Source organism: Streptomyces sp. NPDC021012, from assembly GCF_044333355.1.
Lineage (GTDB): Bacteria > Actinomycetota > Actinomycetes > Streptomycetales > Streptomycetaceae > Streptomyces.
This window is the reverse complement of the sequence record NZ_JBIRQU010000015.1, coordinates 104,742-120,627: the sequence shown is the minus strand read 5'-3', so window position 1 is coordinate 120,627 and position 15,886 is coordinate 104,742. Positions and strand designations below refer to the sequence as shown.

The 15,886-nt window shown below is 72.4% G+C and carries 12 protein-coding genes; 1 reads left to right on the top strand and 11 read right to left on the bottom strand.

Going from position 1 to position 15,886, the window contains the following annotated elements; all coding sequences use genetic code 11:
* Positions 1 to 11: 11 nt before the first annotated feature.
* From ACH4TP_RS34310 to ACH4TP_RS34295, 4 genes are all read right to left on the bottom strand, one after another.
* The gene (locus tag ACH4TP_RS34310; RefSeq protein ID WP_389236703.1) at positions 12 to 1,604 is read right to left on the bottom strand and encodes a cation acetate symporter; all 1,593 of its coding nucleotides are present in this window, start codon (positions 1,602 to 1,604) and stop codon (positions 12 to 14) included.
* Entirely contained in the window at positions 1,601 to 2,086 is a 486-nt protein-coding gene (locus ACH4TP_RS34305) for a DUF485 domain-containing protein (RefSeq protein ID WP_389236701.1), read from the bottom strand. The genes ACH4TP_RS34310 and ACH4TP_RS34305 overlap by 4 nt, the downstream gene beginning before the upstream one ends.
* A 211-nt stretch (positions 2,087 to 2,297) precedes the next feature.
* Complete coding sequence (locus ACH4TP_RS34300; protein ID WP_398440134.1) at positions 2,298 to 2,429, bottom strand: hypothetical protein; 132 nt, start codon at positions 2,427 to 2,429, stop codon at positions 2,298 to 2,300.
* 91 nt (positions 2,430 to 2,520) lie between these two features.
* On the bottom strand, positions 2,521 to 4,638 hold the full coding sequence (locus ACH4TP_RS34295; RefSeq protein WP_398440133.1) for a type IIA DNA topoisomerase subunit B: 2,118 nt from the start codon (positions 4,636 to 4,638) through the stop codon (positions 2,521 to 2,523).
* Between the two features lie 433 nt (positions 4,639 to 5,071).
* Here ACH4TP_RS34295 and ACH4TP_RS34290 point away from each other — a divergent pair, with 433 nt between their 5' ends.
* Positions 5,072 to 5,305, top strand: a complete 234-nt coding sequence (locus ACH4TP_RS34290) for a hypothetical protein (protein ID WP_017237643.1) — start codon at positions 5,072 to 5,074, stop codon at positions 5,303 to 5,305.
* 155 nt (positions 5,306 to 5,460) lie between these two features.
* Here the strand turns inward: ACH4TP_RS34290 and ACH4TP_RS34285 are convergent, their stop codons facing one another.
* From ACH4TP_RS34285 to ACH4TP_RS34255, 7 genes are all read right to left on the bottom strand, one after another.
* A complete protein-coding gene (locus tag ACH4TP_RS34285; protein WP_389236697.1) occupies positions 5,461 to 6,279 on the bottom strand; it encodes a S1 family serine peptidase in 819 nt (272 codons plus the stop codon).
* A gap of 144 nt (positions 6,280 to 6,423) precedes the next feature.
* Positions 6,424 to 7,971 (bottom strand): RNA polymerase sigma factor, encoded by a 1,548-nt coding sequence (locus ACH4TP_RS34280; RefSeq protein WP_389236695.1) that lies wholly within the window; start codon positions 7,969 to 7,971, stop codon positions 6,424 to 6,426.
* A 376-nt stretch (positions 7,972 to 8,347) separates the two neighbouring features.
* A complete protein-coding gene (locus ACH4TP_RS34275) occupies positions 8,348 to 9,235 on the bottom strand; it encodes a FadR/GntR family transcriptional regulator (RefSeq protein ID WP_389236693.1) in 888 nt (295 codons plus the stop codon).
* A gap of 160 nt (positions 9,236 to 9,395) precedes the next feature.
* Positions 9,396 to 11,195, bottom strand: coding sequence for an ATP-binding cassette domain-containing protein (locus tag ACH4TP_RS34270; RefSeq protein WP_398440132.1), 1,800 nt, complete (start codon positions 11,193 to 11,195; stop codon positions 9,396 to 9,398).
* Between the two features lie 122 nt (positions 11,196 to 11,317).
* Positions 11,318 to 12,088 (bottom strand): NUDIX domain-containing protein, encoded by a 771-nt coding sequence (locus ACH4TP_RS34265; protein WP_398440131.1) that lies wholly within the window; start codon positions 12,086 to 12,088, stop codon positions 11,318 to 11,320.
* A 109-nt stretch (positions 12,089 to 12,197) separates the two neighbouring features.
* On the bottom strand, positions 12,198 to 14,285 hold the full coding sequence (locus tag ACH4TP_RS34260; protein WP_398440130.1) for a glycogen debranching N-terminal domain-containing protein: 2,088 nt from the start codon (positions 14,283 to 14,285) through the stop codon (positions 12,198 to 12,200).
* A gap of 115 nt (positions 14,286 to 14,400) precedes the next feature.
* Positions 14,401 to 15,873, bottom strand: coding sequence for a DUF4192 domain-containing protein (locus tag ACH4TP_RS34255; protein WP_398440129.1), 1,473 nt, complete (start codon positions 15,871 to 15,873; stop codon positions 14,401 to 14,403).
* Between the last annotated feature and the right edge of the window lie 13 nt (positions 15,874 to 15,886).

Below are 15,886 nucleotides of genomic sequence, written 5' to 3'. Positions count from 1 at the left end.
GCGCGGACGGTTCAGACGGCTCCCGCGCCCGTCAGGGCCCGCACCTCGGTCTCCGCGTGCCGGGCCTCGTCGGGCGGCTCGGACGAGGTGACCGTACCGATCCACCCGGCCAGGAAACCGAGCGGAATGGACACCACTCCCGGGTTCTGCAAGGGGAAGAGGTGGAAGTCGACGCCCGGGAACAGCGATTCCGGGCTGCCGGAGACCACCGGCGAGACCAGGACGAGCAGCACGGCGGGGATCAGGCCTCCGTACACCGCCCAGACCGCGCCCCGGGTGGTGAACTTCCGCCAGAACAACGAGTAGAGCAGCACCGGAAGGTTCGCGGAGGCCGCGACCGCGAAGGCCAGACCGACGAGGAAGGCCACGTTGAGGTCGCGGGCGAGCAGTCCGAGACCGATCGCGGCCGCGCCGATGCCGGCGGCGGCGACCCGGGCGACGGTCACCTCGCTGTACTGCTTCGCGTGCGGGCGGCGCAGCGAGCTGTACAGGTCGTGGGCGACGGAGGCCGAGGAGGCCAGCGTGATCCCCGCGACGACGGCCAGGATGGTCGCGAAGGCGACGGCGGCGACGACGGCGAAGAGCACCGTGCCACCGGTGGAGCCCGCGCCCCCGCCGAGGTCGAGGGCGAGCAGCGGCACGGCGGTGTTCCCCGAGGCGTTGGAGGCACGCACCTCATCGGGGCCGATCAGCGCGGCCGCGCCGAAGCCGAGCACGATGGTCATCAGGTAGAAGCCGCCGATGAGCCCGATGGACCAGACGACGGACCGCCGGGCGGCGCGGGCGGTCGGCACGGTGTAGAAGCGCGACAGGATGTGCGGCAGTCCGGCGGTGCCCAGGACGAGGGCGATGCCGAGGCTGATGAAGTCGAGGCGGGCCGTCCAGTCCCCGCCGTAGCGCAGCCCCGGGGCGAGGAACCCGAGGCCGTGCCCGCTGCGTTCCGCCGCCGTGGACAGCAGGCTGTTCACGTCGCCGTGGAACCGGAGCAGGACGAGGACGGTGAGCGCGATCGTGCCCGCCATGAGCAGGACCGCCTTGACGATCTGGATCCAGGTGGTGGCCCTCATGCCGCCGAGCGACACGTAGATCACCATCAGCGCGCCCACGCCGATCACCGTCCACGAGCGCGCCGCCTCGCTGGAACCGCCGAGCAGCAGCGCCACCAGGCTCCCGGCACCCACCATCTGGGCCACGAGGTACAGCACGGAGACGGCCACCGAGGACGTTCCGGCGGCGATCCGCACCGGCCGCTCCGCCATCCGCGCGGCGACGACGTCGGCCAGCGTGAACCGGCCGCAGTTGCGGACCAGTTCGGCGACCAGCAGGAGCACGACCAGCCAGGCGACGAGGAAGCCGACGGAGTAGAGCATGCCGTCGTAGCCGTAGAGCGCGATCAGTCCGGAGATGCCGAGGAACGAGGCCGCGGACATGTAGTCCCCGGCGATCGCGAATCCGTTCTCCAGGGGCGAGAACAGCCGCCCCCCGGCGTAGAACTCCTCCGCCGAGCCATGGCGGTGCCGGCTCACCCAGGTGGTGATCGCCAGGGTCACGGCGACGAACACGCTGAACAGCACGAGCGCCAGGGTCTGGTGGTCTCCGGTCACGGCTGCACCACCCCTCGGGTCATCTCCTGCGTGTCCCAGCGCAGTTCCAGCGCCGCCCGGTCCCTGCGCAGCCGCGCGTGGCGCGCGTACGCCCAGGTCAGCAGGAAGGTGGTGAGGAACTGTCCGAGCCCCGCGACCATCGCCACGTTCACCGCTCCGGCCACCGGCCGGGCCATGAGCCCGGGTGCGGCGGTCGCCGCCACCACATAGGCGAGGTACCACAGGAGGAACGCCAGGGTGGCGGGGAAGACGAACCGGCGGTAGCGGCGGCGCACTTCCTGGAAAGCGGGGCTCCGCTGGACTTCCAGATAGATCTCCGCCGCGTCGTGGACCCGCTGCCTCGGCACCGCGCCGGGCCGGCCGTCTCCGGGCGCCCCGGCCGCCGTCTGCTCGCCCCAACCAGAGGCCGTCGCTTCGTACCAGGGGTCATCGACCACCGTCGCCGAAGCGTCGCGCCCCTCCTGCCTGTCCACCTGCTCCACCGGCCAACTCTCCTTGTCAGCGAACCGTTTCGGCCGCAGGTCCAAGGATGGACAGAGCGGGAACATCCCGGACTCTTCTCCCCCCTCACTTCACCCCATTAGGTGACTCTTTTCCCAGGTGCGCTGACCAGGCCGTGCTGATATGCGTACCGCACGACCTGGGCCCGGTCGCGCACCCCGGTCTTGGCGAAGGGGTCGTCGACACGGGCCTTCACCACCCCAGCGGAGGCGACGGCGCGTACCAGCCGTCGAACCGGCCCGAGGTGTAGCGGCCGGTCACCGTCAGGACGCTCAGGGCGGCGATCCCGGTGCGGTCGAGGAACGATCCGCCCCCGGGGCGCACCGACGCGGGTGAGCGCCTCCCGCGAGGGCCAGGAGGAGCCCCAGGAGGGCCCGTGGGCGGAGCGGGCGGCTCCACCCACGGGCAAAGCCCGTCAGGCGTCGATGCGCGAGCGGTCGAGGGTGGCCGCCGATCCGGTGATGAACTCCTTGCGGGGCGCCACGTCGTTGCCCATGAGGAGGTCGAAGACCTGCTCCGCCGCGTCCAGGTCGCCGATGTTGATCCGGCGCAGGGTGCGGTGGCGCGGGTCCATCGTGGTCTCCGCGAGCTGGTCGGCGTCCATCTCGCCGAGACCCTTGTAGCGCTGGATGGCGTCCTTGTAGCGGACCCCCTTGCGCTGGAACTCCAGGAGGGTCTGCCGCAGCTCGTTGTCGGAGTACGTGTAGACGTACTTGTCCTGGCCCTTCTTGGGCTGGACGAGCTCGATCCGGTGCAGCGGCGGCACCGCGGCGAAGACCCGTCCGGCCTCGACCATGGGCCGCATGTACCGCTGGAAGAGCGTCAGCAGCAGGCAGCGGATGTGGGCGCCGTCGACGTCGGCGTCGACCAGGAGGACGATCTTCCCGTAGCGGGCGGCGTCGATGTCGAAGGTGCGGCCCGAGCCCGCTCCTATGACCTGGATGATCGCGCCGCACTCGGCGTTCTTGAGCATGTCCGAGACGGACGACTTCTGGACGTTGAGGATCTTTCCGCGGATCGGCAGCAGTGCCTGGAACTCGCTGTTCCGGGCGAGCTTCGCCGTACCGAGGGCGGAGTCTCCCTCGACGATGAAGAGCTCGCTGCGCTCCACGTCGTCGCTGCGGCAGTCCGCGAGCTTGGCCGGCAGCGAGGAGGACTCCAGCGCGGTCTTCCTGCGCTGCGCCTCCTTGTGCTGGCGGGCCGCGATCCGGGTCCGCGCCGCGGCGACGGCCTTCTCGAGGACGGCGCGGGCCTGCGCCTTGGCGTCCCGCTTGGTGGAGGTGAGGAAGGCCTTGAGCTCCTTCGCCACCACGTTCGCCACGATCCGGCGGGCGGCGGAGGTGCCGAGGACCTCCTTGGTCTGCCCCTCGAACTGCGGCTCGGCGAGGCGGACCGTCACGACGGCCGTGAGCCCCTCCAGGGCGTCGTCCTTGACGATGTCGTCCTCGGCGACGCGCAGCATCTTGGCCGAGCGCAGCACCTCGTTCACCGTCTTGGTGATGGCCTGCTCGAAGCCGGAGACGTGGGTGCCGCCCTTCGGGGTGGCGATGATGTTGACGAAGGACTTGACCGTGGTGTCGTAGCCGGTGCCCCAGCGCAGCGCCACGTCGACCGCGAGCTCACGGGTGACCTCGGTCGGGGTCATGTGCCCGCGCTCGTCGAGGACGGGGACGGTCTCCTTGAAGGTGCCCTGTCCGGTGAGGCGCTGGATGTCGCAGACGGCCTTGTCCTGCGCGAGGTACTCGCAGAACTCGCTGATGCCCCCGTCGAAGCGGAAGGTCTCCTCGCTCTTGCCGATGTCGGCCAGGTCCCGCTCGTCACGGACGACGATGGTGAGGCCCGGGACGAGGAAGGCGGTCTGGCGGGCGCGCTGGTGGAGCGTCTCCAGGGAGAGCTTGGCGTCCTTGAGGAAGATCTGCCGGTCCGCCCAGTAGCGGATGCGCGTGCCGGTGCGGGTCTTGGGGACGCGCTTGGTCTTGACGAGGCCGTTGGCCGGGTCGAAGGGGCTGTCCGGGCCCTGCTCGGTGAAGATGCCGGGGACACCGCGACGGAAGGAGATCGAGTGGGTCGCGCTGTTCCGGTCGACCTCGACGTCGAGGCGGGCCGACAGGGCGTTGACCACGGAGGCGCCGACGCCGTGCAGACCGCCCGACGCCGCGTACGAGCCGCCGCCGAACTTTCCGCCGGCGTGCAGCTTGGTCATGACGACCTCGACGCCGGAGAGGCCGGTCTTCGGCTCGACGTCGACCGGGATGCCCCGGCCGTTGTCCCGGACCTCGACGGAGCCGTCGTCGTGGAGGACGACCTCGATGCGGTCGCAGTAGCCGCCGAGGGCCTCGTCGACGGAGTTGTCGATGATCTCCCAGATGCAGTGCATCAGGCCGCGGCTGTCGGTGGACCCGATGTACATGCCGGGGCGCTTGCGGACCGCTTCGAGCCCTTCGAGTACGAGCAGGTGCCGCGCGGTGTAGTTGGAACCGTCACGGTCTGCGGTCAGCAGCGCACTGGACGGCACGGACGTCTCGGCGGTCACGCGGTTCGCTCCTCGCTGAATTTGAAATCTGGCCCGGTGGGGTAAGGCCCGGCGTCGGTCACCGCTCAGAGGGTACCGATGCCTGGTAGAGCCGTTGTAACGCCACCCTCCCTGATTCCTCATGCTAGTCCAGGGTCGCATGAATGTTCGATCCCTCGATGGGGTGACGTGAACATCACGTTCCCTTCGAGGCATGAACCATTTAGGCTCCGGGCACGTCCTCATGAACAACCGGCAACCACGCCGGGAGGGCTAACCGACACAAGCAACGCGAAACCCGTAGAGCGACGCAATACGGCTCATTCGCCGCCAACCGGCAGCAGACAGCCACCTTAGGAAGAAGTTTCAAGGAAAAGCCACGAGCGGGAACGTTTTCGGCCTGGTTGGATGTTGACCCTGGTACGACAGCTCGTCGAGCTAGAGAAGAGGCGACGTGACTACTGTTCTGACCCCCGCGAGCCCCCTGACGGCCGCTGACCGTTGCGACCGCTGCGGCGCCCAGGCATACCTGCGCGTCGTTCTGACCAGCGGAGGTGACTTGCTCTTCTGCGCCCACCACGGACGCAAGTTCGAGCCGGAACTCAAGAAGATCGCCGTTGAGATACAGGATGAGACGGACCGGCTGACGGACGTGCCGGCCCGCACGCAGGGCGAGGACCACGCCTGACGCGCCATCCACGACGAGCCCAGGGCCGGTCGCCGACCGGACGACGGGCGGTCACACCCTGACCCCAGGGAGTGGCCGCCCGTTCTCGTGGTCCTGCGTGCTCGCGCCCCGGCAGAGTCCGGGGCCCACCGCCCCTCCTGCCTGCGGGCCGTGGGTCAGAAGCCCGGCGGAAGCACCGCCGAGACCCGCGTGTAGACGCCCGGGTTCTCCGCCTGCCCGCAGCCGCTGCCCCAGGACACCAGGCCGACGAGGAGCCCCTTGGCCACCAGCGGGCCACCGCTGTCGCCCTGGCACGCGTCCTTCCCGCCCCGCGGGTCGCCCGCGCACAGCATCGTCCCGCGCTGGTAGCGGACGCCGAACCCGCCCGGGTACGCCCGCTCGCATGCCGCGTCCGGCAGGACCTGGACGCGCGCTGTCCGCAGCGTCGAGGCGTAGGCGCCGTTGCCGGTCGTGTCACCCCAGCCGTAGACGTCCGCCTCCACCCCCGGCTCGTACGCCGCGTCTCCCGAGCGGGCCACGCCGATCACGTACGACTGCGGCAGCGGGCTCACCAGCGTCAGTACGGCCAGGTCGCCCGCGTTGGTCGTCGGGTCGTAGTCGGGGTTGACCCAGGTGTCCGAGATCCGGACCTCCTGCCCCTCCTGCCCGCTCAGCGCCGCACGGCCCGCGATGACCACGAAGTCGCGCACCTCCCACGGCTCGCCGCCGAGCACCTCGCGGCCCAGGCAGTGGGCCGCCGTGAGGACCTTGGTCGGCGCGACGACCACACCCCCGCAGAACTGCCCCGCGCGCGTACCCCCGAACCGGTCACGGCTGGACAGCGCCACGACCCACGGCGCGTCCGTGATCCGGGTCGGCCTGCCACCCACCACGACGCTGTCGGCGGCCACGGGACCGGCGGTGACCAGCTGCCCCGCCGCCGCGGTGATCAGGCCCAGAGCACCCGTCAATGCTCGGATGAGGGAACCACGCATGGAGCCTCCTGACTCTCGGGTGATGTCGGTTCACCCAGCGTCCAGCACGCGTCCCCGCCGTGCACCCGCGCAAAGCCGGAGGGCCCGGCTCCCCCTCTCGGGGAAACCGGGCCCTTCCGTGTGCCGCTGCGTACCTCGTACGGATCAGTCGAGGTAGTCGCGCAGGACCTGCGAGCGCGACGGGTGACGGAGCTTCGACATGGTCTTCGACTCGATCTGGCGGATCCGCTCCCGCGTCACGCCGTAGACCTTGCCGATCTCGTCCAGCGTCTTCGGCTGGCCGTCGGTGAGGCCGAAGCGCATGGAGACGACGCCCGCCTCACGCTCGGAGAGCGTGTCGAGAACGGAGTGCAGCTGCTCCTGGAGCAGCGTGAAGCTGACCGCGTCGGCCGGGACGACCGCCTCGGAGTCCTCGATGAGGTCGCCGAACTCGCTGTCGCCGTCCTCACCCAGCGGGGTGTGGAGGGAGATCGGCTCGCGGCCGTACTTCTGGACCTCGATGACCTTCTCGGGGGTCATGTCGAGCTCCTTGGCCAGCTCCTCCGGGGTGGGCTCACGGCCCAGGTCCTGGAGCATCTGGCGCTGCACGCGCGCGAGCTTGTTGATGACCTCGACCATGTGCACCGGGATACGGATGGTGCGGGCCTGGTCGGCCATGGCGCGGGTGATCGCCTGACGGATCCACCAGGTGGCGTACGTGGAGAACTTGTAGCCCTTGGTGTAGTCGAACTTCTCGACGGCGCGGATCAGACCCAGGTTGCCCTCCTGGATCAGGTCCAGGAAGAGCATGCCGCGGCCGGTGTAGCGCTTGGCCAGCGAGACCACCAGACGGAGGTTGGCCTCCAGGAGGTGGTTCTTGGCCCGGCGGCCGTCCTCGGCGATGATCTCCAGCTCACGCTTGAGCTTCGGGGCGAGCTTGTCGGAGTTCGCGAGCTTGTCCTCGGCGAACAGACCGGCCTCGATGCGCTTGGCGAGCTCGACCTCCTGCTCGGCGTTGAGCAGCGGGACCTTGCCGATCTGCTTGAGGTAGTCCTTGACCGGGTCGGCGGTGGCGCCGGCGACGGCGACCTGCTGCGCCGGAGCGTCGTCCTCGTCCTCGTCGGACAGGACGAAGCCCTTGCTCTCGCCCTCGGTCTCCTCTTCCTCGCCCTTGCCGGGCGCGACGTCCTCGAGGAGGTCCTCACCCTCGAGGAGCTCGTCGGCGTCCTTCTTGGACGTGGTCTTCTTGGCCGCCGTCTTCTTGGCGACGGTCTTCTTGGCGACCGTCTTCTTGGCGACGGCCTTCTTCGCGGCCGCCTTCCGGGCGGACGATCCGGCCTCGTCGTCCGGATCGGTGCCCTCGGCCGCGGCGGCCGTGGAGGCCGAGACGGTGGTCTTCGTCACGGTCGTCCTGGCAGTGACGGTCTTGGTGGCGGTGCGCTTGGCCGGGCTCTTCGCTGCGACGCTCTTGCGGGCGCGCTTCGGCGACTCCGCTGCACTGACCATCAGCGTCACACCCTCTTCCTCGAGGATCTGATTGAGGCTGCGCAGAACATTCTTCCACTGGGTTGGCGGAATCTGGTCGGCTTCGAAGGCCCGACGCACGTCATCGCCGGCGATCTGCCCATCAGCCTTTCCCCGCTCGATGAGCGCCATCACAGACTCGGACTCGGCGATCTCCGGCGGGAGCGTACGGGATGTGCTGGCCGACACGAACAACCTCTCGGAACGATGGAAACGGCTTCCGGCCCCACCCTGGATCGGGCTGGAGCCGACGACCGTCGACGGGGAATGTGCCGACGGCGCGGGCTGGACCGGGGAACTGCACAGCGCCTCCATCGGCTGCTGTATTCCTTCCTCGGCTGTCACCTCTTAGGTCATCGCACGGCTCGGAGGAGTGTTACGCCCAATCTTCGTGGCCCGAGTCACACCTCATTTGCGACGAAACGGCCAGAGCGGTCGATCACGCACATTCGCGCCGCCGGAACCCGGGCGTCACCCGGGGAGACCTTGCCGGTCCCCCGGATGGTGCTCGGCCCCGGCGGCACTCGGTGCGTGCGCCTCCGCGCTCCCGGCCACGGCCCGCGGGTCAGTGTTCGCGGGGGGCGGGGACGACGCGCTCCACCTCGGGGTGGACCGTGAGCAGCTGCCGCATGGCGTTCTCGGCGCCGTGGGCGTCCCCGGCGGCGAGCGCGTCCACGATGCGGGCGTGGTGCGCCAGGCAGGCCTCGCTCGGCCGGTCACAGCCGGTGGCGGGGCCGCCGGAGACCTGGAGCGCCGCGGCGACGATGCCGGAGAGGTGCTCCAGCATGCGGTTCCCGGCCAGCTGGATGAGGAGGGAGTGGAACTCCGTGTCGGCGCGGGAGAAGGTGATGCCGTCACCCTGGGCGAACGCGTGCCCCATGATCTCGACCATGTCGGCGAGGCGCTGCTGCACGTCCTCGCGGCCGTGCCCGGCGGCGAGGCGGGCGGCGAGGGGCTCGATCGTCCAGCGCAGCTCGTTGAGCTCGCGGCGCTGGTCGTCGCGCTGCGGGCCGAAGGCGCGCCACTCGATGATGTCGGGGTCGAGGAGGTTCCAGTCGCTGACGGGCCTGACCCGCGTACCGACGTTCGGGCGAGCGCTGACGAGCCCCTTCGCCTCCAGGACGCGCAGCGACTCGCGCACGACGGTGCGCGAGACCTCGAACCGCTGGCCGATCTCCTCGGGAACGAGCGGCCGGTCGGCGCCGAGGTCGCCGGAGACGATCATCTGGCCGAGCTGCTGGACGAGCTGCCCGTGCAGCCCGCGCCCCCGGTTGCCAGCGGTCCTGCGGCCGACGCGGCCCAGGTCGGTGTCCACCCCCTCCCAGGAGGGCGGGCCCACGCGGCCGGCGGCGGGCGCCTCCGCGTAGGGGTAGCGGTCGAGATCGCCCGGGGCGCCGAGGCCGGAGTCGACGGGGCGGGCGGCGGTCATCATGGTGTGCGCAAGGGTACTCACGCATCCTTTGTCGGCGTTGCCTCCGTGACCCTTGAGGTCTTTGGTGAAAAGCACACGAAAGGGTGATCGGCACCCCCTACACAATTGACGATTAATCGGGCATTTTCGGCGGTTTTCAAGGGAGTTGACGCGGATCCGGAACCTTTGAGTCCGTAAGTGGTCACCAACGAGCCTTGCGGCGAAGGCCGGTGAACACATAGGCGCAGAGCAGTCCGGTCAACGTCAGCGAGAGCGCCACCCCCGCGGGCTGGCCGACCACCCGCAGCGCCCCCGCGAGCCACCGGTCCACGGCCGGGGACCACTGCGGTCCCGCGAACTCGCGCAGTCTCGCCGGAAGTCCGGCCGCCGACCGCACCGACGGCCCGGTCAGCACCTTCTGCAGCAGCGGTACGAAGGCGACCGGCACCGCGAGCACCGCCGCCACTCCGGCCGCGGCGGCACGGAACACCCCGGCGCCCAGCACCCCCGCCCACCCGCAGCCGACACACAGACCGAGCCAACTCGCGCAGAGAGTCGGCCAGTTCCTCGGTACGGGGACCAACTCGCCGCCGTGGACGAACCGCAGGGCCGTCAGATCGACCGCCACGACGAGCGCTCCGATCACGAGGGCGACGACCGCGGCCACGGTGAGCTTCGCGAACAGCAGGCCCGGCCTGCGGGGCACGGCTCCGCGTCCCGTGGTGAGCGCCGGATAGCGGTACTCCTCGCCGAAGGAGAAGGCTCCGAGCAGCCCGGCGCCGAGGGCCGCCGGCGGCAGCGGGGAGATCGCCGGCCATCCGGCCAGGACGGCGGGCAGCTCGGCCCGGCCGCCGCGCCCGAGGAGCAGGGCGAGCGTCACGGAGACGAGCAGGACGCCGGCCACGACGAGCGGGGTGGAGGGGACGCCCAGGAGCCGGTGGATCTCGTACCGCAGCGGACGCAAGGGCGAGCGGTGGGGTCTCCGGGCGGCGCCCCTCTGCCCGGCCGGGGCCTCCCGCCCCGTGCCCCCGGAGGGCTGCCCGGTACCCGTCGGCGCGGCGGCAGGGCTCTCCGCCTTTCCGGCGTCCGCCGCTCCCGGAGCCCGCCCCGTCCGCCGGGTACCGGCTCCGTCGTCGCCTCCCCTCTCCTCGGCGAGCCGGTGGATCGGTACGCCGTGCCGGAAGGCGGTGTCCCCGACGGCCGCGCAGTCGCTGCCGTAGACGGACAGACGGCCGCCGTCCTCGGCGACCACCTCGACGGGACGGCGGGCGGCCCTGGCCTCCTGGGTCACGACCGCGGCCAGCCGAGCGGCGTGCGGGGTCCGGACGACGACCCGGGGACGCAGGCGCGTACGGGCGAACTCGACGGCCTCCTGGTCCGCGACGAGCCGGCCTCCGTCGAGGGTGACGACGCGGTCGGCGTTGCGGGCCGCGTCCCTGGGGTCCTCCGTGGTGTACAGCACGGTTCCCCCCTCGGCTGCGTGCGCACGCAGCAGCTCGTACAGCCGGCCGCTCTCGGGTACGGAGAGACCCGCGGTCGGCTCGTCGAGGAGCAGGGTGTGGGGGGCGCCCAACAAGGCGGAGGCGAGCCCGAGTCGACGGTCCGCGCCGATCGGAAGGGTGCCGATCCGGCGGCGCTCCAGGCCGGAGAGCCCCACGGCCCGCACCAGTTCGTCGGCCCGCGCGGCGGGGACCCCGGTGGCGGCGCAGAGCATCCGGAGCTGCCCCCGGAGGGTGCGGGAAGGGTGTCCGGGGACGTCGCCGAGGAGCACGCCGACCTCGCGCGGGGGGTGGGCGATGCGGTGCAGCGGTCTACCGCGGAAGTAGGTGATCCCACGGCCCGGCTCGAGTTCGAGCATGAGCCGGAGAGTGGTGGTCTTGCCGGATCCCCGGGGGCCGAGGAGCGCGGTCACGGTCCCCGGCCGGGCCTCGAAGGTCAGATCGTCCACGGCGGGCGGGCGATCGCGGCGGGGAGTGCTGGTCAGTCCGATTGCCTGGAGCATCGCTTCTCTCGCGGTAGGTGACACCGCTCCGCGGCAGGGCGGCGCTACCGCAGCAAGATAACGCTACATTTCGGACTTTCAGCGCATGTTTGACGCTCAGGGGTGCCGCACGCGCACGGCTCTCAGACCTCGGGACGCAGCATCGGCGGGTTGAGGAGAGTGGCCCCACCTGCCCGGAAGAGCTGTGCGGGGCGCCCTCCCTGACGGGTCGTGGTGCCTCCGGCCGGGACCAGGAAGCCGGGCGTGCCGGTCACCTTGCGATGGAAGTTGCGCGGGTCGAGGGACACGCCCCAGACCGCCTCGTAGACGCGCCGCAGCTCTCCGACCGTGAACTCCGGCGGACAGAAGGCCGTGGCCAGTGAGGAGTACTCGATCTTGGAGCGGGCGCGCTCCACCCCGTCCGCGAGGATCCGGGAGTGGTCGAAGGCGAGCGCCCCCGGCCCGCCGTCCTCGGCCACGGAGGTCTCGTCCTTGCCGAGGAGCTCCTCGACCGGGGCCCAGCGGGCGCTGTTCGCGTCGCCGCCGGCGCGCGGCGCGGGAAGGTCCGGCGCCAGCGCCAGGTGCGCGACGCTCACCACCCGCATGCGCGGGTCCCGCTCGGGGGCGCCGTACGTCGCCAGCTGCTCCAGGTGCGCGCCGTTGCTCGGCACGGGCGGCGGGGCGGCCGGGTCGTGCGCGCAGAGGCCGGTCTCCTCGACCAGCTCACGGGCCGCCGCGGCGCCGAGGTCCTCCTCGGCCCGTACGAAACCGCCGGGCAGCGCCCAACGCCCCTGGTACGGCTCCTCTCCTCGCCGTACGACCAGGGTGCACAGTGCATGGCGCCGCACGGTGAGCACGACCAGATCGACGGTCACGGCGAAGGGAGGGAAGGCCGAGGGGTCGTAGGGAGACATGCCGCGATCATAGTCGTCTTCCTGACGATAAACACGCCTCGCGGAAGCATCGGCCACGACTTCCTCACCGCGCCGCGAGGCTTCCCTCGTCTCCGTGCCCGGCATCCCGTCACACCCCCAGCTGAAGGCCCTCTGCGGCCTCCTCGACCATACCGAGGCCCAGCCTGCCGACCCGCACGGCGAAGGGTTCGCCGGCGACCACGAGCCCCGACAGCCGGATCGCGCCGAGCGGGGCCGAGGCCAGCGGGTGCACCGACACGGACCGGCCCGGCGCGTCGGGCCTGATGCCTGCGAGGGCGAGAAGCGCGTGGACCGCCCCGGCAGCCGCGACGGCCGCCGGCCGGCACGCCGCCGGGTGAGGCACCGGGCGCCCACCCGTCGTCCGCTGCTCTCCCGCGTACATCTCGGGGAGCCGGTGGGTGAAGGACTCCGCCGCGTCGAGCAGCCCCCGCAGCAGGGAGGCGGCCTCCTTCTCGTGACCGGAGGCGGCGAGACCCGCCACGGCGACCGCCGTCTCGTGCACGCGGACCGCGCCGGCACGGTGGCCGAAGGTGTTGTGGCCCGGCTCCTTGGTGCCCAGGCTGCGCAGTCCCCAGCCGCTGTCGAGCGCCGGGGTGCCGAGCAGCCTGGCCACCTGTTCGGTCTCCGTACGGTCCAGGAGGCCCGGTGCGTACCGGCCGCCGCCCAGCAGCCCGGTGTCGAGCAGGTGCGCGGCCCAGCCGCCCAGCTGGGGCCAGGTCCGGCCGTCGGAGGCGCGGGCGACGGCGGGGCGGCCCCCCGCCGGGTCGTCGAGCCAGAACTCGCGCCGGAACCGCTCGCGCAGAGACCGGGCCCCGTCCCGCAGGGCGTCTCCCCCGGGCCGTCCGCACTCGTCGAGGAGGTCGGCACCGAGCAGGGCCGCGCGGTGGGCGTGCGCCTGGGTCTCGGCCCGCCAGGGCCCGGCGGGCCCCGGGTCCGGCACGAACCCGTCGCGGCCGGCCGTACGCCGGAGCCAGTCGAGGCAGCGCTCCGCCACGGGAAGCAGCTCTTCCAGGTCCGCGGAGGGGAGGCCCCAGCGGCGGGCCTCGGCAAGCACGGCCGGAAAGGCGAGGGTGGCCTCGATGCCCGTGCAGCGGGGCGGGAGGTGCGGGCCCGCGTCCCTGAGCGGCCCCTGGAGGCGCCCGGACTCGGGTCCGCTGCCGGATAGTTGGGTGCGCCCGAGGGCGCGCAGGGTGGTGGTGGCGAGCCGGGTCCCGAGGGGCAGGGCCATGCGGGCCGCCCAGAGCGCCTCGGCGGTGACCGGTCCGCAGCGCCAGGGGACGCCGGCCGCGAAGTACACGTCCACGGGGTGGGCCGGGTCGCGCTGGAGCAGGGCCCGCAGGTCCTCGACTGAGGTGCGGAGCAGCTTGCCCGGTCGCGGGTCGTCCCCCTCGGCGCGGGCCTCGGCGAGGAGGTGGCCGCCGGGCCGTCCGGAGCCCGCACCCGAGGAGGCGGTGGGGCGGGCGGGCGACTCCCCGCGTACCCGCAGCCGGAGTGTGAACGCCGCTCCGGGCGCCAGCTCGGCTTCCCAGCGCAGTACTCCTGCCGCCGCCAGGGAGTCCATGGGCGGCGGGTCCGCCGTGACGGTGACGGACCGGCCGTCGCCGCCGGTCCATCGCAGTCCGGTGCCGTGGACGCTCGCGGTGAGTTCGGGACCGGTTCTCCCGGACGCCACCGAGCCCAGGTCCGCGAGATCCGTGCCCAGAGCGACTTCCACGGGGAGCCGGAGGGTCCGGGCCGCGGCGCTGCGCAGGGTGATCCGCTCGGTTCCGTCGGCGCCCCGCGTGCGTTCGACGGTGAGTGCCGGGTCGGGCCCGGCGTCGCCGGGGACGCGCAGGGCGGCGCGGAAGACCGCCCGGTCGGCTGCTGCCATGCGTCCCTGGAGCGCGACGGGTTCACGGCCCGCCACCCGCAGGACGCAGCGGGACAGGAGCCTCCTCCCCGCGTCGTACACCCCCTCGGGTCCTTCTCCCGTGAGCTGGCCGTGCTCGGCGCAGACGGTGAGGGCGGGCAGGGCCACGCAGAGGAGCGCACCGTGCACCGAGGGAAGTTCCGCGGGACGCGTCGCGCGCGGGAAGGCGACGCCGGCGCCGGACGTGTGCCCGGAGGCGTGGCCGGACGACTGGGTGCCCGGGTGTCCGGCGGGGCGGCCGGGGGCCGGGACGGGGCTGGGAGCCATGGCGGGTACGGGGTGCTCTCTGTGCGAACCGGGCGGCCGGCAGGGTGTCGGCGGGACGGTTCGTACGACTCCGCCAGAGAGCTGAACGCGCTTGCGGGCGGCCGGGTCACGGTCGTCATCGGTCGCTCCTGGAACCGCGGTGCCCGCCGTGCCGCGGAGTGCCGCCTCCCGGCCTCGTGGTGGCGGGTCCGCCGGGGCGGACTCCGGCGGTCGCCCGGCGCTCGATCCCACCGACCTGCCGGCCCGGCTTCCGGAGGGCCCGCGTGGTGCCCGGCCTGCGGGTGGACCGCGTCCGGACCCGGCGGGAGGCGGAGAGCGCCTCCTGCTCCGAGGCCGCCCGGGCGTCCCGCTCGCTCCTCAGGCAGGAGCGGAGCGACTCGGGGTCGAGACCTTCGTTGCATGCCTGGTGCAGCAGCCGGGCGAACACGTACTCGGGGTCGGCGTCGAGTGCGAGTCCGAGGGCGACCCGGGCGGTCGGCTCGTCGCCCAAGGACCAGGCCGTCCAGCCCGCGAGGGTGAGGGGTGCGGCGGCATGCTCCTGGTAGGGCGGGACACAGCGCCGGGCCAGGACGCGCCAGAGCCGTAGGGCGGCGGTCCCCTCCCAGCCCTCCATCCACTCGGCGACGCGGTCACGGGTGACCCGGTCCTGCAGGCCGAGGACCAGGGCGGCCGCCTCGTCGGTCGTGATCAGGGCGTCGTCGGCCGCGTCGTCCGCGGCCGCGGCGCCGGTCCGCAGGCCCGGTGCGGCCGGCCGTACCGGGCTCGCCGTGCTCAGCGCGCCCGCCGCACCGGCCCGGCCGTCGTGACTCCCCGGACTCTTCGCGCGGAGGGGGCTCCGGGGGCTCTTCGGGTCGACGAAGCGGCGAAGGATCTCGCGGGCGAGACGCAGCGTCGCTCCGCGCACCTCCTCCCGCCCCTGTCCTTCGGCGCCTTCGAGGATCCGGGGGACGATCGAGGCCGCCGCCGCGTCGAGGGCGGCTCGCTGTGCCTCGTCCCCCGGCCCGCCACTCGGCTTCAGTCGGGCCTGCATGTCCCGCAGGGAGCCCCGTACCTGCACTCCGGCGTACGCCGCGGCCGCCGCCATCACCGAGGTGCCGCTGAGCGCGAGCGGGGTGCCGTCCGGCGGGCAGCAGCGCTGGTCGGGGCAGCAGTACGAGAAGTACAGCCCGTCGGTGATGCAGAGGGCCTCGTAGACGGGGATGTCGAGGGCGCCGCAAGCGGTCCTGAGCCGCTGCGCGAAGGGCTTCAGCCGCTCCATGACCCTGCGGCCCGTCTCGCCGGGCGCGGGGTCCTGGCACAGGAAGACGACGATGCCGTCCGGCCGTGTGCCGGATCGGGCCCCGCCCTCCACGAGGCATTCGGCGAGGTGATCGGCGGTGGACGCCCACTCCTGGGGCGAGCGCGGGATTCCGAGCCTGACCCTGCCGCCGAAGCGGCCGTGCTCGCCGTGGAGGGCGACCAGGACGACGGAGTCGGTGGGGTGGAAGCCCAGCACGAACGGCAGGGCGTCGGCCAGCTCCGCCGGGCCGCGCAGGGTGATCTGCTGGGGACGGGAGGGTGCACTGGTTTCGTGGTGATTCGCGTTCATGGTCAGGACGGTC